Origin of the sequence: Corynebacterium tuberculostearicum (genome assembly GCF_013408445.1) — a bacterium.
GTDB classification, from domain to species: Bacteria; Actinomycetota; Actinomycetes; order Mycobacteriales; family Mycobacteriaceae; genus Corynebacterium; species Corynebacterium tuberculostearicum.
In genome coordinates, this window is sequence record NZ_JACBZL010000001.1 from 2,151,621 (window position 1) to 2,173,759 (window position 22,139).

Below are 22,139 nucleotides of genomic sequence, written 5' to 3' on the forward strand. Positions count from 1 at the left end.
CGCGGGGCGGGACGACTGGGCCAGGGTAGCGGCGGGCTGAGTTTGCAGCTTAGGCTTCTAAGTTGTGAGTTGAGCCGGCCGTTACCCTCCCAGGATCCTTTTCAAAAGATTCTTGTCGAGGGAAATGGCCGCGATTTTTCGCGGGGTTACCTCCTATAACGGCGGTTTGAAAAAACCGCGACATAAATCTAGGATCGTGTAACTGGCACGTAAAGAAAGCGTCATTAGCGCTTTGCCCCACATACTGTGGGTCGGGTGCCAATGACAACTGTCAACCACGTGGCTGCGAAGGTCGTAGCCACCATATAGTCCAGGAGGACATACAGTGGCAAAGGAGAAGTTCGAGCGTACGAAGCCGCATGTGAACATCGGCACCATCGGACACGTCGACCACGGCAAGACCACCACCACCGCAGCGATCACCAAGGTTCTGGCTGACCAGTACCCTGAGGAGAACGAGGCATTCGCGTTCGACATGATCGACAAGGCTCCTGAGGAGAAGGAGCGCGGTATTACCATCAACATCTCCCACGTTGAGTACTCCACCCCGAAGCGCCACTACGCACACGTTGACGCTCCGGGCCACGCCGACTACATCAAGAACATGATTACCGGCGCTGCTCAGATGGACGGCGCTATCCTGGTTGTTGCTGCAACCGATGGCCCGATGCCGCAGACCCGCGAGCACGTTCTGCTCGCTCGCCAGGTTGGCGTTCCTTACATCCTCGTTGCACTGAACAAGTGCGACATGGTTGATGATGAGGAAATCATCGAGCTCGTTGAGATGGAGATCCGTGAGCTGCTCGCAGAGCAGGACTACGATGAGGAAGCTCCTATCGTTCACATCTCCGCTCTGAAGGCCCTCGAGGGCGACGACAAGTGGGTACAGTCCGTCGTTGACCTGATGGAAGCTTGCGACAACGCTATTCCGGATCCGGAGCGCGCTACCGACCAGCCGTTCCTGATGCCTATCGAGGACATCTTCACCATTACCGGCCGCGGTACCGTTGTTACCGGCCGTGTTGAGCGTGGCCGTCTGAACGTCAACGAGGACGTTGAGATCATCGGTATCCAGGAGAAGTCCCAGACCACCACCGTTACCGGTATCGAGATGTTCCGCAAGATGATGGACTACACCGAGGCTGGCGACAACTGTGGTCTGCTTCTGCGTGGTACCAAGCGTGAGGACGTTGAGCGTGGCCAGGTTGTTATCAAGCCGGGCGCTTACACCCCGCACACCAAGTTCGAGGGTTCCGTCTACGTCCTGAAGAAGGAAGAGGGCGGCCGCCACACCCCGTTCATGAACAACTACCGTCCGCAGTTCTACTTCCGTACCACGGACGTTACCGGTGTTGTTCACCTGCCAGAGGGCACCGAGATGGTTATGCCTGGCGACAACGTTGAGATGTCCGTTGAGCTCATCCAGCCGGTCGCTATGGACGAGGGCCTGCGCTTCGCTATCCGCGAGGGCTCCCGCACCGTCGGCGCTGGCCGCGTTACCAAGGTTGTCGAGTAATCGACACCCCGTAACCGCTCAGTAGAGCTTTAAAGAGTCCGCTCCACCTTCGGGTGGGGCGGATTTTTTGATCTCTGGTCACAAAGCTGCGCGCGGAGCAACCGCTTGTAGTTGATGCCCTATGCTTGGACTTTACGGGCAAAATGAAGCCTCCCGCGGCATCGTCTGTTCGGTATGCCGCGGGAGGCTTTAGGGCATCGCGCTAGAGGGTTTTAGTGCTTTTACTTCTCCCAGCCGATATCTTCCTTGGGGAGGATGGCGAAGCCGTTGGCGCCATAGTTGGCCAGGCCCTTCTTCACGCCGACCATCTGAGGGCCGTTAGCAAAGGGGAGGATTCCGTAGCGGCCAAAGGCCTCCGACTCGAGTTCATTGACGCGGTCAATCTGCTCGTCCTTGGTTGGCAGGTTCTGCAGCTCCTCAATCTTCTTATCGAATTCCTTGGTGCCGGTGCTCGACATGTTCAGTGTGGAATCGCTGGCGTAGGTCTGACCAAAGTAGGCGACGCCAAACGGGTCAGAGGAGGCAAACGCGGAAAGGAAGAGGTCGAAATCTCGCTCCGAGGTTACCTTGGAGAACTCGGACGACGGGCGCTCTTCAATCTTGAGGTCAACGCCGACGTCCTTGAGCATCTTTTGCACCGCTGCGGCGAGGGACTTCGACACTTCATCGTCGCCGATGAGGATGTAGCGCAGGGAGAGCTTCTCGCCGTCCTTAGCGTAGATACCATCATCGGCTTGCTGATAGCCGGCGTCCTCTAGCAGCTTCTTGGACTCCTCAGGATCGAACTTGATGACGTCCTTGATATTGTCCTTGTAGCCCTCCTGGGTGGAGTAGAGGGTAAGGGATCCTGGCATTTCCTCTTCGTAGCCTAGGCCGTTATAGCGGATTTCGGCCAGCTGATCGCGGTCGATGGCGGAGAAGACAGCGTGGCGTACATCCTCGTCCTTGAGCTGTGGTGCCTTGGAATTGAGGGTGAAGATGACGTTGGCGGGGCGCAGTGCGGCACGGATGTCGATGTCATCGCCCATCTCGCCGGCAATGGTGAGGCTGTTCTTATCGGCCACACCGGCGGCGTCGATTTCGCCGGCTTGGAAGGCGTTGATGGTGGCCTGGGATTCCATGACGCGGAAGCTTACCTTCTTCATCTTTGGCTTATCGCCCCACCACTTTTCGTTGGGCACGAGGCTGAGGGTGCCCCCCTTGAAGTCCACGTTGTCGACCTTGAATGGGCCAGCGCCGTATTGCGGGTTCAGCTTGCCCAGGTAGGCCTTGTCAAACTTCTCTGGGCTATCAATAGCGGGGTGGAGCAGTTGATTGAAGAGACCCTGCCACCACGGGTAGGGGCCGTCGAAAGTGACAACGACGTCCTTGTCGGTAGCTCCCTTTTCCACGGAGGTGATGCGCTCGTAGCCGTCGGTGGAGTTTACCTGGACGTCCTCGTCCTTGCCGTTGTTAAAGCGCCAGGTATTCTCAAAGGCCTTCCAGTCAATAGGCGTGCCATCGTTGAAGGTAGCATCCTTGTTGACCTTGAAGGTGACGACGGTGTTCTTGCCCTTCTTGTCTTCTTTGGCCTCGTCGATGTAGTCGGGGTTTGGGGTGTAGTTTCCCTCGCCGTCGTAAAGCGCCAGCTGTGGGTTGTACCAACCCCATACCGTGCGGGTATCGGCGGTCATGTTGGCGTGGAACATGTTTTGCTGCTCAGTGAGTTCATCGAGAGCGAGGGTGAGTTCGCCGTCGTCCTTGAGTTCGTCGCGGGACTTTTCGTTGTAGTCGCCAGCCGGATTAACCTCGATGTCGAGGCCGCCGACTGCCTTGGTGGAGTCGCCGTCCGAGTTGGCGGCGCAGCCGGTGAGGGCGAGGGCTGCGGCGGAGAGGGTAGCTACGGTAGCAATCCGGAAGCGAGTGAACTTTTTCATGGTGGGGTTTCTCCTTGAGTGAGAGGAAGGTGAAGGTTGCGGTAGCGGGGTAAGCTGCCACAGCACTTCAGGTGTGAGGTTAACTATATATAACGCGCGCTGTGTGGTGTGTCACTTTTGGGAAATTGGTGAGGCTTGTGCCGGGCCGGGCTTGCGTCGCCTGCGGGCAGCCTCCGGATCCGGAATCGGAATGGCATCCAGGAGCTTCTTGGTGTAGTCCGCTTGAGGGTTCTCGAAGATCTCATCGGTTGGCCCAGACTCCACAAACTGCCCCTTGTACATGACGGCCACCCGGTCTGAAAGGTGGCGCACCACGGACAGGTCATGGGCGACGAAAAGGTAGGACAGGCCCAGCTTTCGCTTGAGGTCCTCCAAGAGGTTGATGACGCCGGCCTGGATGGAGACGTCGAGTGCGGAGACGGGCTCATCCAGCACTAAGACCGAGGGGTTGGTGGCCAGCGCGCGGGCGAGGCCGATGCGCTGGCGCTGTCCGCCGGAAAAGTGGCTGGGGAAGCGATCCAGCTGGGAGGAATCAAGGCCCACGAGTCCCATGAGCTCGTTCACGCGGGCATCCACGTCGCCGTCATAGCCTAGGGAGTTGAGTGGTTCGGCGATGACCTCGCGCACGGTCAGGCGCGGGTTGAGGGAGCTCATCGGGTCCTGGAAGACAATTTGAATGTCCTTGCGGGCCTCGCGGCGCTCGGAATTGCTCATCCCGGCCGCGTCCTTCCCGTTGAGCACGACTGCGCCATTTTCGGGCTTTAAGTCCATGATTTCTAGCAGGGTGGTGGTCTTGCCGCAGCCGGATTCGCCCACGATGGCCATGCATTCGCCCTTGCGAATATCAAAAGTAAGGCCGTCCACTGCCTTGACCGTGCCCACGCGGCGCTTGACCAGCGCGCCCTTGGTAAGTGGGAATTCCTTGCGCAGGTCCGTGACCTCCAAGGTGGTGGGACGCTCCTCGCGGGGGATACCGGCCATGACGTCCTCCGCGAGCTGCGGGGGCTTGAACATGAGCTCGCCGCCGATTTTGCGGTCGTGGATCTCGGGCGCGCGCAGGCAGGCACTCTGGTGTGTGGGGGCGTCGTCAAGCGGGATAAGCGGCGGCTCACCATCGGAGCAGGCGGGCTGCGCCACGGGGCAGCGCGGGGCAAACTGGCAGCGCTGCTTGAGGTCCACCAGCACCGGCGGGCTGCCCACGATGGGTGTGAGCGGCTCTTCTGCGGACACGTCCGGGCGGGGCGTAGAGCCGAGCAGGCCCACGGTATAGGGCATGCGGGGTTGGGAGAAGATGGTATCCACATCGCCGCGCTCCACGGGTCGGCCGGCGTACATGACCATGACATCATCGGCCGTTTCTGCCACCACGCCCATGTCATGGGTAATCATGATGGTGGCGGCGCCGGTTTCGCGCTGGGCGAGCTTAATGACCTCCAGAATCTGCGCCTGAATGGTCACATCCAGCGCGGTCGTGGGCTCATCGGCGATGAGTACGCGCGGATTATTGGCGATTGCGATGGCAATTACCACGCGCTGGCGCATGCCGCCCGAGAACTCGTGCGGGAAAGACTTCAGGCGCAGGTGCGGATCGGGGATGCCCACGAGATCGAGCAACTCCGTGGCCTCTTTGAGGGCCTGCTTCTTGCCGACGTCCCTATGGGCCTGAATTGCTTCCACCAACTGCGATCCAATATCGAAGACCGGGGTGAGCGCGGAGAGCGGATCCTGGAAGATCATGCCGATGCCGTTGCCGCGGATCTCGGACATCTGCTTGTCGCTGAGACCGAGCAGCTCGCGGCCGTCGAACTTTACGGACCCGGTGATCTTCGCGTAGTCCGGCAGGAGCCCCATGATGGCCATGGAGGTCACGGATTTGCCGGAACCGGATTCGCCCACGATGCCGAGCGTGCGGCCGGGGTAGAGATCAAAATCCACGCCACGGACCGCGGAGACGGATCCGGCTTCGGACGGGAAGTTTACGCGCAGGTCTTTGACGGATAAGACGGGCGAGGTCATGCTTTACCTCCGGAATTCGAGTTGGGGTCGAGCGCATCGCGCAGGCCATCGCCAATGAAAGCCATGGACACGGTGAGCAAGGTCAGGGTTGCGGCAGGGAAGTAGAACAGCCACGGGGAGGATTGCACGGCGGCGGTGCCGCCCTGCAGGAGGGTGCCGAGGGAGACGTCGGGAAGCTTGACGCCCAACCCCAGGAAGGACAGGGCCGTCTCGGAGCCCACGGTGCCCACCACGCCGAAGACGAACTGGATGATGAGCAGCGAACCAATATTGGGAATGACGTGGCGCACGATGGTGCGCAGCTTGGACACGCCCATGTAGCTCGCTGCGCGGACGTAGTCTTGCTCGCGCACCGTAAGCGCCAGCGACCAAATCACGCGGGCCTGGTACATCCAGCCAAAGAGGATGAGCACGACGATAAGCAGCTTCCAATCGCCGCCGGAATCCGCGACTACCAGTGCGATGAGCAGGAAGGTAGGGATGGACAGCAGGAAGTGAATGACGGCCAGCACCGCCTTTTCGGCAATGCCTCCCCACAAGGCTGCAGCGGATCCAATGAACGCGGAGATGACCAAGGTGGCCAGGGATACCACGATGGCGATGGTCAGGGACCTGCCTAAACCGTGAATGGTCTGGGCATAAAGGTCATTGCCGGTGTCATTGGTGCCAAACCAGTGCTCGGGGCTCGGCGGCTCCGATAGCGCAAGGAAGTCCGGCTCGGTGTAGTCCCATTTGGCAAAGAATCCGCCAAAAAGCGCCGCAAGGACCAAGAAAGCCAGGATGATAAGGCCCAAGGTGGCGAGCTTATTGCGGAAGAAGCGGCGCAGGTACAGCTTGTAGCGCGAGGTGCCACGGGGCATCTGCTCCAGGGTGGCTACCTGCTCGGCCTCGGCGGGGGAGAAGGGGTCTCCCGAAGTGACCTCGCTGTGTGCGGTGATTTCCCCGCGCGGTTCCTGCTTGAAATAGTTGCGGTCTTTAGATGGGGTCATTTAACTCACCCTCACTCGTGGATCAAGCGCGACGACAACCAGGTCCGCCAATACCGCGGAGATGGCCGTCATGGCGGCGCCAAAGGCAGCGACGGCAGCTGCACCGTTGACGTCGTTCTTGCTAATGGTCTCGATGAAGTACTGGCCCATGCCGTTCCAGCCAAAGATGCGCTCGGTCATCACCGCACCGGTGAAGATACCCGGGATGGAAAAGGCCACCGAGGTTGCCACCGGGATGATGGAGGTGCGCAGTGCGTGCTTGCGAATCGCCTGTTGGCGGGTCAAGCCCTTAGCGCGGGCGGTGCGCACATAGTCCGCATCCAAGTTATCCAGCAGCAAGGTGCGCTGGGTCATGTGGTAGCTGGCGTAGCTAATGAAGACCAATGAAATGGTGGGAAGGATCAAGTGCTGTGCGGAGTCCACCAGCTTGGGAAAGAATCCTTCCACGTCCAGCGAATGGGAGCCGACCACATAGAAAATCTTCTTGCCGCTGAGCTCGTTGATTTTCAGTGCGCCCCACACCACGGCGATGGACGCCACTACCACGTGGGTATTCATCGCGATGATGGAAATGCCCTGCCAGATGCGGTCACCGGTCTTGTACTGGCGCGAAGCGGTGTAAACGCCCACTGCCACGCCGATGAGAATGGACAAAATGGTGGACAGTAGGAGTAGCTGCGCGGAAACCCAGATGCGGTAGCTAATTTCTGAATTCACCACTTCGCCCACCGGGGATTGGCCCCAGTCCCATTTGGTGAGGATATTGGTCAGCCAGGTCCACCAGCGTTGTATCAGCGGAGTATCGGGGCTGAGGTTATAGGGTTCGAGGAGGCTATTGATTTCCTCCGGTGAAAGCGGTGGGCGGCGGCCGGTGTAGTTGGACCGTGGGTCCAGGAAGCTGGCCGCCAAGAGATAGGCGAGGTTGGTAGCCAAAAAGATCATGAGTAACCAGCCCAAGGTCTTTTTGATCAGATATTTAGTCATAGAGATTCTCCGTGCGCGGTTAAGCAGGAAACGGGGTGCAAGGTGTATCCAACGAGCGAATCGTTGTATGTGACTAATCTAATAATCTGTTATCCAGAACACAATCAAATTAACCCCGTGACATAAATCCCCAATAATACGACAGGTATTACTGAACGTAGCTAGGGTGGAAAAATCTGCAATAAATACATTGTGAGCAGGCGATATGTGGCTCGAGATTGTTGAACACTTATAGTATTTATTTAATTGAATGAAATTAACTCGGGGGTGAAAATTTTCCTCTCGGCCCCGGCTGTCTGGCCGGCGCGGGTGCTGGGTAATCTTGGCGGATATGGATGACCCCACCCGCATCGATCCCACGCTTGAGTCCCTCCGCCGCGCCTGGGAGGGCCAGCCCGACCTTAGCCTTCCCACTTTCTTTGCCATGCTGGCTAATCAAGGCATTGGATGGGGCGCCACCGACACCGAACTCGTTGCGGAATTGGAGCGCCAGGCGGGCGTGCATCCGCCCTTGCTTCCCTTGGAGGGCGGCCGCATTGCGGCAGGGGAATGGCTCGTGCTTGCCGACGCCCCCTCCTACCGCATCACCGCCACCCCTACCCGCATCATCGTGCGCCGCCCCGATACCCAGCCCGTGGTGTGGGCCTATGAGTCCATTCGTCCCACGGGCCCCGGTCGCCCATTTACTATTCGGGATACCGAGGGCTTTGAACACCGCTTTGGCGTGGTCTCAAGCCTTATGCGGTTGAGTGCCGAGCGCCCAGACCTTAATGGCCTGAAGCGGCAGGATTTGGGTGATTTCGTCTTCGTCCTTCGCTTCGCAGCGGCCATCGGTGTGCTTGATCATGGGCTGCACCTATTCGCTAAGGAAAACCGCCGCGTAACTCGCCAGGACTACTCGTGGCAGCGCCTAGAAAAATGCCGCCCCGGCGAGGAACTGGAAGTGATCCTCGGGGGCGGCGAGTCGGCCCGCCTTGGGGCCGTTCAGGAAGTCTTGGTGGCGGAGACTCCGAACCCGCTATTCGGATAGGTCCTTCATCGGACCTACCTTGCTGAACTGCAGCTTGTAGATGGTGTCCAAATCGGCGTCAGGAAACGCTGCGCGGAAATCGCGCTCATTGGTTTCAACCGCACCGGTAAGGCGCTCCACCGGAGTGTCCGGATTTGCCGTCACCGTGTACTGCAGCGTGGGCCGCGCGCGGTCATAAGCCACGAGGCGCTCTACGTGATCTACGCCCTTGACTCCATCCAAATCTTGGGCCACGGCGCCGGCGATAGCGTTCATCGACGTCGTGATAGAGCCCTTGTCATCGGAAGAAGCGGACTCCACGTTATTAAAGCGGCGGTGGCGCAGGTTAGCCACCACAATCCACAACCCCAGAATAAGGAGCAGTGCGGAGCCACCGGCCAGCGCCCACACCCACCAGTCATTGTCCGCCAAGCTCTTCCACGTATCGTGGTCCACCCACAGGGCTAAGTATTTGGCAAATTCCACGTTGAAGTGGATCAAGATGGGCCACACGCCCAAAGCGATGAGGATGATTCCCAGCAGGCCCAGCAGAATGCGGTCAAAGGTAGCAAGTTTTCTAGACATTGTTATCCAACTCCGGAATCTTCTCTACAGCCACGGTGACCTGCGGCGGGTTCTTGAGATGAGCCAGGCAGCGCGTTACCGCCGTCTCTACCCGGCCTTGTAGCTCCGCATCGTCCGTATCGCCATTGACGGTGACCTTGGCCTTCTTGCTATCCGCGGAGGTCTGCGCCGAGGCCACGCCCGGAACCCGGCGAGCAGTAGCCGACGAGAGGCGGGCGATATCCACCGGTCGCATCCACATGGAGGCGGTGTCGGAGGCAAGTTGCATGTGCGTGGTGCGGCGCGTCTTCACTGCCGCGAAGAGGAAAATCAGGCCAACGACAATTGAGGCAACGCCGGCCCAGATCATCCAGGTCTGCAGCTCTTCAGTAGCAATGAGATTAAGTACCGGCTGTACCCAGGACTGGGCATCGGAGCCGGACCCTACCAGCCACGTCTCGCGCACGCCGACGACGCCCGCGGCGAGCAGTAGGAGCCCAAGGATTACGGCCCAAGTACGCGCCGCCGGAGAAGCCTTCGGCTGCTGCCCAAAGTGTTCAGGCATGTGCTGATCAGCCATTATTGCCTCCTTGTGGGCGATACGGGTTAATGGAAATGGCGCGCAACGGCTCGGGACGCGGCGCATTCACGTGCAACGGCCGAGGATTTGCCGGCGTGACCTCAATGCGCTTGAGCGGTTGCGGCCGCGGGGCCTTTACCGTGCGCGCAGGAGCAGACTTGGGAGCCTGTACACGGCGCGGAGACCACTCGTGGCGAATCTCAATCTCGCGCAGCGGCTGCGGACGAGGAGTTGTTACCTGAATCTTCCGTGCCAGTGGACGAACCTGCCCACTAGGGGCCAACCTGGCTGGGCGAGGCGCAGCCACGCTCTGCACGCGGACCGGCTTGGGCTCTCTGATCGGCCGCACCGTGTGGTCGTTCGGGGACGAAATCTCACGCAGCTGGTGGTCTGGAAGGTCAGCGGAAATGTTGCGTACCTCGGTCTCGCGCGGGGTATCCACGGACTGCACTGCGACGCCGGTGGCCGGCGCAGCGATGCCGCGCACCGGGGCCTCCTGCGGTGTGGCAATGCTGCGTACATTCACCGACTCTGCAGTGACCGGCTGCCATACCGGCGAGGGCTTGGTGTGCGGCGCAACGGCAGCAGCGACCTGGCGCTGCTCCACCTCTGCGGCAGTCACGCGCTCGCCCGGAACGGAACCGCCGACGGTGACATTGACGCGAGTTGTGGAATAACCGGTGTGCGCCGCGATGGCCTCCGAGATGGCGGCACGAGTATGCTCCGCCACCGTAGTAACCGGCGAGGGCCATACCACGCCGATAGTGGCGTTAACGGCCGCTACCTCACGCTCTGAGTCCATCTGGACCGAGACCCGTGGAAAACCGCGGCCGCCGATGCCCGCTAGCTTGGCCTCTATAGCCTTGGTGCCGGGCACGCTAGCAATCGCGGCGGTAACGATGCGTTCCATGGTCCGCAGCGAGATACGCGTGTGGCCCTGAGTGGAACTATCTGTCATTAACCTTGGCCTTTCTCCTTACCAATGAGGCCATTCCACACAGAAGTGAGATCGATACGGCCATCAAAGTGTGCTCCCACAATGCCGCCGATTGCGGCAAGGAGTACGGCGAGCAAGGTAGGACCCCAGCCTAGGTACAAGAAGAAGGCAAGAATAAGGCCGGAAATGATGCCCAAAGTGGTGTAATTCTTCATATCTATTCCTTCGATGGAGCAGCGGATAAGCCATCTACGGCGTCAGAAAACTCAACGTCAATGCGCTGCAGTTCGGGACAAGCCCCACGGGCGGCGGACCGAATATCTTCTGCCAAGGCATAAAGGTCCGGCGCGGCGCTGATATCAACGCGAATGTTGATCTGCAGGTGGCGATCATCGCGCGGGTCGGGCCGACGCATGCCGACTATGCGTTCGCCCGGTAGGTACAAACTCACCGAACCGAACGAACCGCCGTCGAGCGCGGCGACGCCGCGTACCTTCTGGACTGCCTCCGCAATAGCGCGGGCATGGCTTACCTCGAGCTCAAAACGTGCTCGGGGCTCAGGCATTGGGCTTAAGCCTGACCCTGGTTCAAAGCAGCCTGGTCTTCCGCCTCGGACTCATCCTTCGGCAGCTTTACGTCGTGAACAACAACGTTGACGCGCTCGACGCTCAGGCCGGTCATGCGTTCAACGGCATTCATGATGTTGCGGCGGATGGCCTCGGCAAGCTCGTGGATAGCTACGCCGTACTCTGCGGTGATGGCAATCTCGATGCGAGCGGTGCCGTCTGCAACCTCAACGTCCACACCCTGGCGGACGTCCTCAGAAGCACCGAAGGACTCGCGGATATTGCCGATCATGCGGGCTCCGCCGCCACCCAGGGAATCCACGCCGGAAACCTCGCGGGCAGCGATGCCGGCAATCTTGGACACCACGACATCATCGATGGTGGTGGTGCCGTACTGGGTCGACAGGTTGTTATTGACCTCGCGCTCCTCGGAAGCAGGAACCTGGTTGTCGGTGTTTTGTGCAGGAGTCTTGTTCTCAGACATGGGCGATTGCGCCTTTCTTTGTAGGGTGATGCATGAACGCGATATTTAGATATCTAGGCAGGACAAATTGTCCGAGGCCATTGCCTCCGAGCTTAGATACTTCTCAAGCGAGTGTGGGCTGTGAGCCAACAAAATTTTCCAAAACGTGATTTTTGGCACGGTTTAATGCGCGGCTTGAAAAACCGCAGCCCAACATGCTTAAATACAAAGGTTGCTTTAACAGGGCAGCGAGAACCGAGATTCGGTGATGGCGGCGGACGTCGCCAAGCGTGAGTCTCGGGGAGACGCTGAGCTGGTAAAGCGAACATGACACCTTCGTTGTCGCCATGGTTCAGGGAAACCTGAAGCATTGACTGGAAGGTCATCCAATCGGGCTAGGTCCGCGTTAGAGCAGTGACACCCCGAGAAGATGGACCGGAGAAGGGGCATGGCAAATAAACAGCGGCAGTAGACGAATTGGACACTCTCCACGTGTAATGCGTGAAAACCGTCCTCTTCACAATACTTTGACTACGGGTCTTGTACCCCGTCGAGAGCACTGCGTTCTGGCACTTGCCATGTACCGCAACTCTTGGTCGTCATGACAGTCAGACCACTGGCGTTGTGTCAGGCCCCAAGCCCGGACAACGTTATAGAGAAATCGAGAAGCAATTTCCCACCGCTTCACGCCCCGGAAACGCCGGGAATGTGAAAGTGGGGAAGCGAGGAAGAGGATAAGCGTGGCGGGACAAAAAATCCGCATTCGGCTGAAGGCCTATGACCACGAGGCTATCGACGCTTCTGCAAAGAAGATCGTCGAGACCGTTACCCGTACCGGTGCTCGTGTAGTTGGCCCAGTGCCGCTCCCAACCGAGAAGAACGTATACGCAGTTATTCGTTCTCCGCACAAGTACAAGGACTCTCGCGAGCACTTCGAGATGCGCACTCACAAGCGCCTGATCGACATTCTCGACCCAACCCCGAAGACCGTTGATGCTCTTATGCGCATCGATCTTCCGGCAAGCGTCGACGTGAACATCCAGTAAGCGACTTTGGTGGAGAACAAATAATGAGTGAAAACGAGATCAAGGGCATTCTGGGCAAGAAGCTCGGCATGACCCAGGTCTTCGACGAGGACAACCGCGTTGTGCCGGTTACCGTCGTCGAGGCAGGGCCATGCGTTGTCACCCAGATTCGCACCCCCGAAACCGATGGCTACAGCGCCATCCAGATCGCCTTTGGCGAAATCGACCCACGCAAGGCAAATAAGCCGGTTGGTGGACACTTCAAGAAGGCTGGCGTAACCCCGCGCCGTCACGTTGCGGAAATCCGCATGGACGACACCTCTGCATACGAGGTTGGCCAAGAGGTCAAGGTTGACATCTTCGAGGGCATCACCTTCGTTGACGTCACCGGCAAGACCAAGGGCCACGGCTACGCCGGCGCCATGAAGCGCCACGGCTTCGCAGGCCAGGGCGCAGCTCACGGTAACCAGGCCGCTCACCGCCGCGTTGGCGGCATCGGCGGCGCTGCTACCCCGGGCCGCGTCTTCAAGGGCAAGCGCATGGCTGGCCGTATGGGCCACGACCGCGTGACCACCCAGAACCTGAAGATTCAGAAAATCGATGCCGAGTCCAACCTGCTGCTCATCAAGGGTGCTATCCCTGGTGCGCGCGGCGGCCTCGTCACCGTTAAGACCGCAGTGAAGGGCGGTGCACACGCATGAGCAACCTCAAGCTAGACGTCCACACTTCCGAGGGTAAGACCAACGGCTCTGTAGACCTGCCAGCTGAAATCTTTGACACCGAGGCATCCATTGCTTTGATGCACCAGGTTGTTAACGCTCAGCTTGCTGCTGCACGCCAGGGCACCCACGCAACCAAGACCCGCGGCGACGTCCGCGGTGGTGGTCGCAAGCCTTTCCGTCAGAAGGGCACCGGCCGTGCACGCCAGGGCTCCATCCGCGCACCGCACTACACCGGTGGTGGCACCGTCCATGGCCCACAGCCACGCGACTACGCACAGCGCACCCCTAAGAAGATGATCAAGGCTGCTCTCTTCGGTGCACTGTCCGACCGTGCTCGCAACGAGCGCATCCACGTCATCGAAGAGCTCGTACCGGGCCAGAAGCCGTCCACCAAGTCGGCCAAGGCCTTCCTCGAGTCCCTGACCGAGCGCAAGAATGTGCTGCTGGTCATCGGCCGCGAGGACATCAATGCTCGTCGTAGCGCTAATAACCTGCCTAACGTCCAGATCCTGGACGCTGGCCAGCTCAACACCTACGACGTTCTCTACTCCGATGACGTTGTGTTCTCCGTTGAGGCGCTACACACCTTCATCAACCGCGCAACCGGCGCGGATAAGGAGGAGAACTAATGGCTAAGATTTCTAACCCACGCGATATCATCATCGCCCCGGTTGTATCCGAGAAGTCCTACGGTCTGATGGAGCAGAACGTCTACACGTTCTACGTCTCCACGGACTCCAACAAGTCCCAGATTAAAGATGCCGTAGAGCAGATCTTTGACGTGAAGGTCGACTCCGTGAACACCGTGAACCGTGCAGGTAAGCGTAAGCGTACCCGCACCGGTTACGGCCAGCGTAAGTCCACCAAGCGTGCATACGTGACGCTCCGTGAAGGCAGCGACTCCATCGACGTCTTCGGCGGCGGCGCTTAAGCGCCACCGGAGAGCCGAAAGGAAAAGGAAGAATTATGGCTATTCGTAAGTACAAGCCGACAACTCCGGGTCGCCGCGCATCCTCCGTTTCTGAGTTTGACGAGATCACTCGTTCTACTCCGGAGAAGTCCCTGCTGCGCCCGCTGAGCAAGACTGGTGGCCGTAACAACTACGGCCGCATCACCACCCGCCACATCGGCGGTGGCCACAAGCGCCGTTACCGTCTGATCGACTTCCGTCGTAACGACAAGGACGGCATTCCGGCAAAGGTCGCTCACATCGAGTACGACCCGAACCGCACCGCAAACATCGCACTGCTTCACTACGTTGATGGCGAGAAGCGCTACATCATCGCCCCTAAGGGCCTGAAGCAGGGCACCATCGTCGAGTCCGGCGCGAACGCAGATATCAAGGTTGGCAACAACCTGCCGCTGCGTAACATCCCGACCGGTTCCACCATCCACGCTGTGGAGCTCAAGCCGGGCGCTGGCGCTAAGCTGGCCCGCTCCGCTGGTGCTTCCATCCAGCTGCTGGGTAAGGAAGGCAAGTACGCAGTTCTGCGTATGCCGTCTTCCGAAATCCGCCGTGTGGACATCCGCTGCCGCGCGACCGTTGGTGAGGTTGGCAACGCCGAGCAGATGAACATCCGCTGGGGCAAGGCCGGCCGTATGCGCTGGAAGGGCGTACGCCCGACCGTCCGCGGTGTCGTTATGAACCCGGTTGACCACCCACACGGTGGTGGTGAGGGTAAGACCTCGGGTGGTCGCCACCCTGTGTCCCCATGGGGCCACAAGGAGGGTCGCACCCGCAACCCGAACCGTTACTCCAACAACATGATCGTGCGCCGTCGTCGCCCGAACAAGAAGCGCTAAGAGGAGGTAAACAATGCCACGCAGCCTTAAGAAGGGCCCGTTCGTCGATGAGCACCTCCTCAACAAGGTGGATGCTCAGAACGATGCAGGCACCAAGCAGGTCATCAAGACCTGGTCTCGCCGCTCGACCATTCTCCCCGATTTCATCGGTCACACCTTTGCCGTCCATGACGGCCGCAAGCACGTGCCGGTTTTCATCGAGGATTCCATGGTCGGCCACAAGCTGGGCGAGTTTGCACCAACCAAGACCTTTAAGGGTCACGTCAAGGATGACAAGAAGGGACGTCGATAAGCGATGAGTGAGACCATCACCTCCGCATCCGCCACGGCCCGCTACGTCCGCGTCACCCCGATGAAGGCACGTCGCGTGCTCGATCTGGTCCGCGGCAAGTCCGTAAGCGAAGCCCTGGCTATCCTGAAGTACGCACCGCAGGGTGCTTCCAAGCCAGTTGCCAAGGTCGTTGCATCTGCAGCCGCTAACGCTGAGAACAACTTCGGCCTCGACCCACGCACCCTGGTCATCTCCGAGGCTTATGCCAACGAGGGTCCGACCATGCGTCGTTTCCAGCCGCGTGCACAGGGTCGTGCATTCATGATTCGTAAGCGCACCAGCCACATCACCGTGGTTGTCGAAAGCCAGCAGGAAGGGGCCAAGTAATGGGCCAGAAGATCCATCCTCACGGCCTACGTTTGGGCATCACTTCCGACTGGAAGACCCACTGGTTCGCCGATAAGGACTACGCGAACTACGTAGCCGAAGACATCAAGATTCGTAACTACCTCAACAAGGGCCTCGAGCGCGCCGGCATTGCCGACGTCGTCATCGAGCGCACCCGCGACCGCGTCCGCGTTGACATTCACACTGCCCGCCCGGGCATCGTGATTGGCCGCCGCGGTGCTGAGGCTGACCGCATCCGCCGCGAGCTGGAAAAGCTCACCGGCAAGATGGTTGCCCTCAACATCCTCGAGGTCAAGCAGGTAGACGCAAACGCAACCCTGGTTGCTCACTCCATCGCGGAGCAGCTGGTTAACCGTGTCGCATTCCGTCGTGCAATGCGCAAGGCTATCCAGTCCGCTATGCGCCAGCCACAGGTTAAGGGCATCAAGATCCTGCTGTCCGGCCGCCTGGGCGGTGCAGAAATGTCCCGCGTTGAGCGCTACCACGAGGGTCGCGTTCCGCTGCACACTCTTCGCGCCGAAATCGACTACGGCACCGCAGAGGCCCACACCACCTTCGGCCGCATCGGCATCAAGGTGTGGATCTACAAGGGTGACGTCGTCGGTGGCGTACGCGAGTCCGAACTGAACGCTCCGGCACAGGGCCGTGGCCGTGACCGCAATGGTCGCTCCCGCCGCGGTGGCCAGCGCCGCCAGCGTGCACAGCAGAAGCAGGAGGGCTAATCCATGCTGATTCCTAAGCGTGTTAAGTACCGCCGTCAGCACCGCCCGAACCGTCGCGGCGTGTCCAAGGGCGGTAACCGCATCAACTTCGGCGATTACGCAATCCAGGCTCTCGAGCCGGCGTACATCACCAACCGTCAGATTGAGGCCGCACGTATTGCCATCAACCGCCACGTCAAGCGTGGTGGCAAGGTGTGGATCAACATCTTCCCGGACCGTCCGTTGACCCAGAAGCCGCTCGGCGTTCGTATGGGTTCCGGTAAGGGCCCGGTCGAGAAGTGGGTGGCTAACGTTAAGCCAGGCCGCGTACTTTTCGAGATGAGCTACCCAACCGAGGCCGTTGCTATTGAGGCTCTGCGCCGCGCAGGCCAGAAGCTTCCTTGCAAGGTCCGCATCATCAAGAAGGAGGACCAGTTCTAATGGCAACCGGTACCCCCGCCCACGAGTTCCGTGAGCTCGACAACGCTGAGCTGCAGTCCCGCCTGAAGGATGCGAAGGAAGAGCTGTTCAACCTCCGCTTCCAGAAGGCCACCGGCCAGCTGACCAACAACCGCCGCATCGGCACGGTTAAGCGCGACATTGCCCGCATCTACACCGTTCTGCGCGAGCGCGAGCTGGGCCTGTCCGTTGCTCCGGGAGCTGAGGCTTAATCATGAGTGAGGCTAACGTGACTGATTCCAAGAAGGCACCTACTCCGAAGAAGGAGAAGGTCAAGGGCGCTCCTAAGGTTCGCACCGGCTACGTAGTATCCGACAAGATGACCAAGACCATCGTTGTCGAGCTGGAAGACCGCAAGCAGCACGCCCTGTACGGCAAGATCATGCGCTCTAACAAGAAGGTTAAGGCGCACGACGAGGAAGAAACCGCAGGCATCGGCGATCTCGTACGCATCGCTGAGACCCGCCCGCTGTCCAAGGACAAGCACTTCCGTCTCGTTGAGATCATCGAGAAGGCTAAGTAAAAACTAGCCAGCACGAAGCCCCCGCTACCGAACCTAGAGTTCGGAGCGGGGGCTTCGCCGTTTTAGGACTTCTCTTGATTTCTAGCGGTCGTGGAAACACCTGACATGGGTTGGGTGATTGTGTGGAGTCGAAATGGGTTCCGGATTCTGTTGTCGTGGCGCGGTTTGCGTCGTTGGTTCGGGCTGGTAGTTCAATACGGGCGGCTGCTGGGGTGGTTGGTTTACCGCGGTCGGTGGCTTATCGGCTTGCTGGTGAGTTGGACTTGCCGCGCAAGCGCCGCAGGCGTATTAGCTCGGCTGACAGTCAGAAAATAGCTCGCCTGTGGCTTGAAGGTGTGGCACCAATGGATATTGCGCGCCAGCTTTCTATAGGCTCTACTCCGGTATATCGAATCGGTATTGAGCTTGGTTTGTGGAAACGCAATCCGTACGGCCGCAAAGCTGCGGCAACAACTCGCCGGTGTAGTTATCTGCAACTGCGTGTAAATGCTTTAGGACGCAAAGATGCCGCTTTAGCCTGTGGCATTCATCCGCGTAATGCTGCTGATATAGACAAAGGCGTCATTAAGCTTTCCACCGGGCGTGTGCCTTTTGTCCCGGATGGCCCGGATGTGGCGCTGTATAACAGGCTTATGCAGGTACTCGAGTACGTTGATGGTCGCCAAGCAGTTCCAGTCCAGGTTATTTCACAACAGCGTATCGATAGGCGTATTTCTTCGCGCTATCTATCGATAGAAGAGCGCGAGCTCATCTTTGATCTTGACCGGCAAGGCAAAGGCGTACGTGAGATAGCTCGGCGTCTTCAGCGCTCTGCTGGAACTATCAGCAAGGAACTTAAACGCAACCGGGATGAGTTTGGGGTATATCTTCCCACGTATGCGCACCGTAAATCGGTGTTGCGTAGGTTTAGACCGAAAAAGCGCAAGATTGATACCAATCCACGCTTGCGTGAGGTGGTTTGGGAAATGGTGAAAGACAGGTACTCGCCAGAGCAGATTTCTGGGCGGTTGCGCAGTTGCTACCCCGGTGATGAGACTATGTACGTGTGTCCTGAAACGATTTATCAATCTCTGTATTTCCAGGCTAAAGGCGAGTTGAAAAAAGAAATCGCTGCTGCACTGCGTCGCGGTCACGCCCAACGTCGACCTCGTGGCACGCGCAGCGCCCGCAAGCGGTTTGTTGACCCTATAGTGATGATTTCCGACCGGCCAGCAGAAGTAGACGACCGAGCCGTACCAGGTCATTGGGAAGGCGACCTCATTTTAGGCGCGGGCAATAAGTCTGCAATTGGGACTCTCGTAGAACGAACCACGCGCTATGTCATCTTGCTGCATCTACCTAATGGGCATAATGCTACCGAAGTAAATGCAGCACTTACTAAAGCGATCGCTGGCTTGCCAGATCATCTCAAAGGCTCACTTACCTGGGACCAGGGAAGTGAAATGGCCTGCCATAAGGCCTTTTCTGTAGCGACAAACTGTCCCGTGTTCTTCTGCGATCCTGGCTCGCCGTGGCAGCGGGGCACCAATGAAAACACCAACGGACTACTTAGGCAGTACTTCCCCAAAGGAACAGACCTAAGCCTCCACAGTGCAGCGGACCTAGAATTCGTCGCCATGCAACTCAACCGCCGCCCCCGCAAAACCCTGGGCTTTCAAACACCAGCCGAGTAAATGGCAGCACTGATAAACTCAACCGAAACATAGGAAGTGTTTCCACGACCACTAGAATCCGCCTCTTTACGGCCGGGCCCTGCCATAAAACCAGTAGGGAACCCATGTGACGTCGATGGTATCTAGGCCCCATTCATTCACTGCGAGGCCTCGCACGCTTTTTGCTAGGCTCCCCTCGCCGGAAACCCATACGTACCCTGGCCCCGACGCACCGGCATAGTCCGCTCTCAAGGCGGCAACGACAGCCTCCGCCTCCCCGTGCGCTTGGGTATGAATAATCCGCAGGCTGTGTACGCTCGGCTCCCATCTAGCTGCGAGGCCTGGCTCTACCTCGTCGTTGCTGGTAACCACGGCCATAACGTCGGTGGCCCGAAGCATTTCCGGATTATGGTCTTCTTGGTAGGCCAAAATGTGCCGCAGGGCGGGCAGGGCGGATGCGTCGGCGACTAGAAGTTGTGGCTTCTCGGTTGGCCGCCACAGGTCGTTGCAGGTGAAGAATCCCGCTGTATCCCCGGCTTGTGCGCGGCGAATCCACCGCGAGCCAGGTCCTGAATCACCGTGTGTCACCACGTCGACATCGACTGTGGCCTCCTCCGAGTGGAGCGCGCGGATGGTGTACCAGCGCAGGTCCGGCCGCCTCTCCTCGTCGATCGCGCTCACAGCCGAGCGGAGGTTTATGCCGTCGACGGGGAAGGGTGTAAACTCCTGTTCAGCTCGGGGCATGACGAGTCCGAAGAATTCATCGGGACCGGAGAGGGTGTATGTCCGGAAAGCCTCGGCGTAGAACGTGAGCCGGTGCAAGCGCGGACGGATCCGTTTATTGGCGGTCAAAGTAACGGGGATGAGTTCGTGCGCAGACATTGGGGCCGATTGTAGAGAAGGGTTCATGCGTCTACTAAATTACTATTTTAGTTTAGCCTTGCCTAATTGACCCTATGCGTTATAGGGTAAGCAAGGTTATTTTCCTCCTTTATTGAAAGGCTTAACCTCATGAGGATTTTCGGCCGTCGCACCATGGGCGCAGTAGCAATGCTTTCCGCCGGAGCCTTAGCTTTAGGCGGTTGCTCGCGTGGTGAGGGCGATGAAACAGCTCAGGCGACCGACGCTGCCAGCGAGCAGCGCGTGGCTAGCCTGGGTCTAGGTGATGCCGACACGCTGCTTGCCCTGGGGATCACTCCCGTAACGGTGGCGCCGTGGGGTGCTGAGGGCGATGGCGACCCTTCTGGCGTCGGCCCCTGGGCAGAGGAACTTTTGGGCGAGGCAAAGCCTGAGGTGATTTACAATACCGCAAGCGGATTTACCGCGGATACCTTTGAGCAGGTCACCGCGGCCGACCCCACCCAGATCATTGCGGTGAACCAGGCAGTGGATGCACGCACGAAGGGATCCCTGGAAGAAATCGCGCCTACCACCGTCAAGCCGAACGGCTATGAAGACTGGCAGGTACCCTGGGAAAAACAGGTAGAGACCATCGCGGATGCGGTGGGCAAAGAAAACGAAGGCGATAAGCTTATCGATGACACCGAAAAGGCCTTCGAGGAATTCCGCCACGCGCACGCGGAATTGAAGGATAAGTCTGCGGCCATCGTCATGCCTTATGACGGCAAAATTGGCCTATACACCGAGGAGGATGGGCGTGGACAATTTATTGAGGACCTTGGCATGGAGATCCCCGATGCATTGCAGGGCGATGGCGGCAGCTTCTTCGTCGACATTGCCTCAGAAAACTACGCGAAGCTTAACCAGGTTGATTACCTCTTTGTCCTGGACTACAACGGCTCCTCAGATGCCTTGAAGAAGGATAAGACCTTCCAAGGCCTCGACCTTGTCAAGGATGGTCGCGTGCGCTACTTGGATACCGATACCGGCAATGCCATGAGTATGCCGAACCCGGTGACCATTCCCTGGGCAGTAGATAAATTTGAAGAGAAGCTGTAATTGTCAGCAACCACGATGGACGGCCAACAAATCCTGCCGGTTTCCACAGCAGGTAGTCCTACTACCACACCGGTATTAGCGCGGGCACAGGGGCATAAGATGCTGCTTGTCGCCTTAATCCTCACCAGCCTGGCGTTGGCGGTGGCGTCTTTGGCGGTGGGATCTCGCTCGATTCCGCCCGGTGAGGTCATCGCTGCCCTGCACGGGGCAGGGGAGCAGGATATCCGCGATATCGTGTGGAACCTGCGCATGCCGCGCACCTTCTTGGCTTATTTCGCCGGCGCGGCCCTTGCTGTGGCAGGTGTGCTGGCGCAATCGTGGACCAGAAACCCGCTAGCGGATCCAGGATTTATTGGTGTTACCGCGGGCGCGTCCTTCTTCGTTGCCTTAGGCACGGCCATTGGTATTGCTACCTCCACCAGTATGCGGACCGCCCTCGCGCTCGTTGGCGCGGGTATTACTACGCTTCTGGTCTTAGCCGTATCGCGGCGGTTTGAGGATCCCCTGACGCTCATTCTGGTGGGCGCCGGCGTCTCCGCAGCTTTGGGATCGGGCGCGACGATCATCGGTCTATATTCCACGGACGTCCTCGATAGCATGCGGCGGTGGACTATCGGCTCGACCTTTGGCCGCGGCCCAGAAGATGTCGCGATCGCGGGCATAGGGCTAGTTATTGGCGTAGCGTGTGCGGCGATGGTGGCTAGACCCCTCGACCTTCTGGCAATGGGGGAGGAGTCCTCCCTCGCCTTGGGTGGGTCCCCCACTACCGCGCGGGCGGGCGCGGCGCTCAGCGTCGTGGTGTTGGCTGGCAGCGCAACGGCAGCAACGGGTCCCATTGCCTTCGTCGGTTTTGCCATTCCCCACATCGTGCGGCGGGTGGTGGGCCCTAGCGTTGCCACCTTGCTTTTGCCCTCTGCGCTCTTGGGCGGTTGTGCCGTGCTTGTCGCTGATATCACCGGCCGCCTCATTGCGGGGAACTCGGAGCTGGAGATGTCGATCGTCCTCGCGATAGTGGGCGCACCTTTCCTCATTTGGGGTGCTCACCGCGGCGTGGGCAGAGCATGGGGGCAATAAAG

The 22,139-nt window shown here is 59.1% G+C and carries 27 protein-coding genes; 16 read left to right on the plus strand and 11 right to left on the minus strand.

All coding sequences use genetic code 11. The features are described 5' to 3' along the window. Positions 1-325 precede the first annotated feature (325 nt). Complete coding sequence (tuf, locus tag BJ985_RS10100; RefSeq protein ID WP_179387370.1) at positions 326-1,516, plus strand: elongation factor Tu; 1,191 nt, start codon at positions 326-328, stop codon at positions 1,514-1,516. A 221-nt stretch (positions 1,517-1,737) separates the two neighbouring features. Here tuf and BJ985_RS10105 read toward each other — a convergent pair whose 3' ends face one another. From BJ985_RS10105 to BJ985_RS10120, 4 genes are all read right to left on the minus strand, one after another. After that, positions 1,738-3,432: an ABC transporter family substrate-binding protein gene (locus BJ985_RS10105; protein ID WP_179387371.1), complete on the minus strand. Its 1,695-nt coding sequence runs from the start codon at positions 3,430-3,432 to the stop codon at positions 1,738-1,740. 111 nt (positions 3,433-3,543) lie between these two features. Beyond that, complete coding sequence (locus tag BJ985_RS10110) at positions 3,544-5,448, minus strand: dipeptide ABC transporter ATP-binding protein (protein WP_179387372.1); 1,905 nt, start codon at positions 5,446-5,448, stop codon at positions 3,544-3,546. Then, the gene (locus BJ985_RS10115; protein WP_005322860.1) at positions 5,445-6,437 is read right to left on the minus strand and encodes an ABC transporter permease; all 993 of its coding nucleotides are present in this window, start codon (positions 6,435-6,437) and stop codon (positions 5,445-5,447) included. The genes BJ985_RS10110 and BJ985_RS10115 overlap by 4 nt, the downstream gene beginning before the upstream one ends. Further along, on the minus strand, positions 6,438-7,421 hold the full coding sequence (locus BJ985_RS10120; RefSeq protein ID WP_179387373.1) for an ABC transporter permease: 984 nt from the start codon (positions 7,419-7,421) through the stop codon (positions 6,438-6,440). It abuts the gene before it with no gap. A gap of 331 nt (positions 7,422-7,752) precedes the next feature. On the opposite strand from BJ985_RS10120, the gene BJ985_RS10125 reads away from it, so the two are divergent. Continuing rightward, a complete protein-coding gene (locus BJ985_RS10125; RefSeq protein WP_179387374.1) occupies positions 7,753-8,451 on the plus strand; it encodes a hypothetical protein in 699 nt (232 codons plus the stop codon). Here BJ985_RS10125 and amaP read toward each other — a convergent pair. The 6 genes from amaP to BJ985_RS10155 are packed head-to-tail and all read right to left on the minus strand — an operon-like array spanning position 8,440 to position 11,561. Further along, positions 8,440-9,015 (minus strand): alkaline shock response membrane anchor protein AmaP, encoded by a 576-nt coding sequence (gene amaP, locus BJ985_RS10130; protein ID WP_150850533.1) that lies wholly within the window; start codon positions 9,013-9,015, stop codon positions 8,440-8,442. The genes BJ985_RS10125 and amaP overlap by 12 nt on opposite strands. Continuing rightward, positions 9,008-9,574 (minus strand): DUF6286 domain-containing protein, encoded by a 567-nt coding sequence (locus BJ985_RS10135; RefSeq protein WP_150850532.1) that lies wholly within the window; start codon positions 9,572-9,574, stop codon positions 9,008-9,010. The genes amaP and BJ985_RS10135 overlap by 8 nt, the downstream gene beginning before the upstream one ends. Then, positions 9,567-10,532: an Asp23/Gls24 family envelope stress response protein gene (locus tag BJ985_RS10140; protein WP_179387375.1), complete on the minus strand. Its 966-nt coding sequence runs from the start codon at positions 10,530-10,532 to the stop codon at positions 9,567-9,569. Before BJ985_RS10140 ends, BJ985_RS10135 begins: the two co-directional genes overlap by 8 nt. Next, entirely contained in the window at positions 10,532-10,726 is a 195-nt protein-coding gene (locus BJ985_RS10145; protein WP_005322852.1) for a hypothetical protein, read from the minus strand. Before BJ985_RS10145 ends, BJ985_RS10140 begins: the two co-directional genes overlap by 1 nt. Positions 10,727-10,728: 2 nt before the next feature. Further along, positions 10,729-11,076: a hypothetical protein gene (locus tag BJ985_RS10150; RefSeq protein ID WP_049378862.1), complete on the minus strand. Its 348-nt coding sequence runs from the start codon at positions 11,074-11,076 to the stop codon at positions 10,729-10,731. A gap of 5 nt (positions 11,077-11,081) precedes the next feature. After that, positions 11,082-11,561: an Asp23/Gls24 family envelope stress response protein gene (locus BJ985_RS10155; RefSeq protein ID WP_179387376.1), complete on the minus strand. Its 480-nt coding sequence runs from the start codon at positions 11,559-11,561 to the stop codon at positions 11,082-11,084. Between the two features lie 719 nt (positions 11,562-12,280). Here BJ985_RS10155 and rpsJ point away from each other — a divergent pair. The 12 genes from rpsJ to BJ985_RS10215 all read left to right on the plus strand — a co-directional run bounded on the left by rpsJ (position 12,281) and on the right by BJ985_RS10215 (position 19,125). Then, positions 12,281-12,586: a 30S ribosomal protein S10 gene (gene rpsJ / locus BJ985_RS10160; RefSeq protein ID WP_003848085.1), complete on the plus strand. Its 306-nt coding sequence runs from the start codon at positions 12,281-12,283 to the stop codon at positions 12,584-12,586. 23 nt (positions 12,587-12,609) lie between these two features. Further along, positions 12,610-13,266 (plus strand): 50S ribosomal protein L3, encoded by a 657-nt coding sequence (gene rplC / locus BJ985_RS10165; RefSeq protein WP_005322848.1) that lies wholly within the window; start codon positions 12,610-12,612, stop codon positions 13,264-13,266. Beyond that, positions 13,263-13,916 carry a 50S ribosomal protein L4 gene (rplD, locus tag BJ985_RS10170; RefSeq protein ID WP_005322847.1) on the plus strand — a complete coding sequence of 218 codons (654 nt, stop codon included), beginning with the start codon at positions 13,263-13,265 and terminating at the stop codon, positions 13,914-13,916. Before rplC ends, rplD begins: the two co-directional genes overlap by 4 nt. Next, positions 13,916-14,218 carry a 50S ribosomal protein L23 gene (gene rplW, locus BJ985_RS10175; RefSeq protein ID WP_023020550.1) on the plus strand — a complete coding sequence of 101 codons (303 nt, stop codon included), beginning with the start codon at positions 13,916-13,918 and terminating at the stop codon, positions 14,216-14,218. Before rplD ends, rplW begins: the two co-directional genes overlap by 1 nt. 35 nt (positions 14,219-14,253) lie before the next feature. Further along, positions 14,254-15,090, plus strand: a complete 837-nt coding sequence (gene rplB / locus BJ985_RS10180; protein ID WP_005322845.1) for a 50S ribosomal protein L2 — start codon at positions 14,254-14,256, stop codon at positions 15,088-15,090. 13 nt (positions 15,091-15,103) lie between these two features. Continuing rightward, a complete protein-coding gene (rpsS, locus tag BJ985_RS10185; protein ID WP_005276936.1) occupies positions 15,104-15,382 on the plus strand; it encodes a 30S ribosomal protein S19 in 279 nt (92 codons plus the stop codon). A gap of 3 nt (positions 15,383-15,385) precedes the next feature. Beyond that, complete coding sequence (rplV, locus tag BJ985_RS10190; RefSeq protein ID WP_005276938.1) at positions 15,386-15,748, plus strand: 50S ribosomal protein L22; 363 nt, start codon at positions 15,386-15,388, stop codon at positions 15,746-15,748. After that, a complete protein-coding gene (gene rpsC, locus BJ985_RS10195) occupies positions 15,748-16,491 on the plus strand; it encodes a 30S ribosomal protein S3 (protein ID WP_023027807.1) in 744 nt (247 codons plus the stop codon). The genes rplV and rpsC overlap by 1 nt, the downstream gene beginning before the upstream one ends. 3 nt (positions 16,492-16,494) lie before the next feature. Next, positions 16,495-16,911, plus strand: coding sequence for a 50S ribosomal protein L16 (gene rplP / locus BJ985_RS10200; RefSeq protein ID WP_005322843.1), 417 nt, complete (start codon positions 16,495-16,497; stop codon positions 16,909-16,911). Further along, entirely contained in the window at positions 16,911-17,141 is a 231-nt protein-coding gene (rpmC, locus tag BJ985_RS10205; protein ID WP_005322842.1) for a 50S ribosomal protein L29, read from the plus strand. The genes rplP and rpmC overlap by 1 nt, the downstream gene beginning before the upstream one ends. Positions 17,142-17,143: 2 nt before the next feature. Next, positions 17,144-17,452 (plus strand): 30S ribosomal protein S17, encoded by a 309-nt coding sequence (rpsQ, locus tag BJ985_RS10210; protein ID WP_005322841.1) that lies wholly within the window; start codon positions 17,144-17,146, stop codon positions 17,450-17,452. A 344-nt stretch (positions 17,453-17,796) separates the two neighbouring features. Further along, positions 17,797-19,125 (plus strand): IS30 family transposase, encoded by a 1,329-nt coding sequence (locus tag BJ985_RS10215; RefSeq protein WP_444546586.1) that lies wholly within the window; start codon positions 17,797-17,799, stop codon positions 19,123-19,125. 66 nt (positions 19,126-19,191) lie between these two features. Here the strand turns inward: BJ985_RS10215 and BJ985_RS10220 are convergent, their stop codons facing one another. Continuing rightward, positions 19,192-20,013 carry a siderophore-interacting protein gene (locus BJ985_RS10220; protein WP_179387377.1) on the minus strand — a complete coding sequence of 274 codons (822 nt, stop codon included), beginning with the start codon at positions 20,011-20,013 and terminating at the stop codon, positions 19,192-19,194. A 102-nt stretch (positions 20,014-20,115) separates the two neighbouring features. Between BJ985_RS10220 and BJ985_RS10225 the strand changes: the two genes are divergently transcribed. Further along, positions 20,116-21,063: an ABC transporter substrate-binding protein gene (locus BJ985_RS10225; protein ID WP_179387378.1), complete on the plus strand. Its 948-nt coding sequence runs from the start codon at positions 20,116-20,118 to the stop codon at positions 21,061-21,063. Positions 21,064-21,162: 99 nt separating this feature from the next. Continuing rightward, a complete protein-coding gene (locus BJ985_RS10230) occupies positions 21,163-22,137 on the plus strand; it encodes a FecCD family ABC transporter permease (RefSeq protein ID WP_236587046.1) in 975 nt (324 codons plus the stop codon). The last annotated feature ends 2 nt before the right edge of the window (positions 22,138-22,139 follow it).